Origin of the sequence: Desulfovibrio sp. 1214_IL3152, assembly GCF_036763055.1 — a bacterium.
In the GTDB taxonomy this organism is placed as follows: Bacteria; Desulfobacterota; Desulfovibrionia; order Desulfovibrionales; family Desulfovibrionaceae; genus Desulfovibrio.
This window is the reverse complement of sequence record NZ_JBAIYW010000342.1, coordinates 1-1,127: the sequence shown is the minus strand read 5'-3', so window position 1 is coordinate 1,127 and position 1,127 is coordinate 1. Positions and strand designations below refer to the sequence as shown.

The window sequence follows — 1,127 nt, the reverse complement described above, 5'->3', positions numbered from 1 at the left end:
GCGCCGCCCGGCGCAAACCACCGCTTGTCCACGCCAAGCACTGGAACCGGGGCCTCGGGCGATATGCGCCCCACGTTGCCGGAAATATAGCGATCCAGCATCACATCGCCCACTACCAGCACACGCACCTTGTCAAAATTCATGGCACTTCCGTTTCAGGATGCGGCCCCGCAGGATGTGGCTCACAGCTTGCGGCACGCCTTTTTAAAAAACGCACTCATACGGGCCTCAACGCCCTCTTCATCCAGAAATGCAGGCAGGTCACGGCGCGCAGCATCGCCCAGACGCCGTCGCTCAGCAGGATCTAAAGCCAGGCCCTCAAGGACTCCGGCCAGAGCGTCCGCATTATTCTGCGCCACAACGCGCCCATTACGGCCATCGGTCACGGCTTCCGTCTGCCCCGGCAAATCGCTCACAACCACAGCCAGACCAAAGGCCAGCGCTTCCACCAGCGCCGAGGGCAGACCGTCCATATCCCCTTGCCGCGTTTTGCGACCCGGAGCTACGAACACATGGGCCTTGGCATAAAAGTCCGGCATGTTTTCGTGCGGAACCCGCCCAGCGAAATACACGTTGCCGCGCAGGCCAAGACGCCAGGCAAGCCAGCGCAGACGCAGGCGCTCCGGCCCATGCCCCACGATCCTGAGCGTAAAGTCAATGCCTTTGCTTTTCAGAACAGCGCAGGCGCGCAACAGAACATCATAGCCTTTGCGACGGCAGATCGTGCCCACAGCCAGGATATTCAGGCCCTCGACGGCGTCATTGCCGGAAGGAGCCTGGTCGGCATCATCGTCCGGGGGAGTCAGCGTAAGCGGGTCACGCAACACCACGAACTTGTGCTCCGGAACGTCAGGCAAAAGCTCACGCATGGCCTGACGGGAGGCTTCGGTATCGCAGCGCACGAAAACCGCATCGTTGACTTTTGCCTTCCAGTTAAGGCCGGGCTCGGCAAGATCGTGCGAACGCACGGCAAATGCATACGGTACACCCAGCAGGCGCGAAGCCACCCATGCGGCAGTGGCCGGACCGTGCGCACCGGAGGCATAAAAAATTTCAATGTTTTCTTCCAGGCCCCAGCGGGCCAGCAGCGCGCCGGAACCGAAAGATCGCAGGTGGTCCCACAGCCA

At 61.5% G+C, this 1,127-nt stretch carries 1 protein-coding gene; it reads right to left on the bottom strand.

Annotated elements, in window-relative coordinates:
* Positions 1-182 precede the first annotated feature (182 nt).
* A partial coding sequence (locus tag V6C07_RS07425; protein WP_333535725.1) for a glycosyltransferase occupies positions 183-1,127 on the bottom strand: 945 nt, incomplete at its 5' end.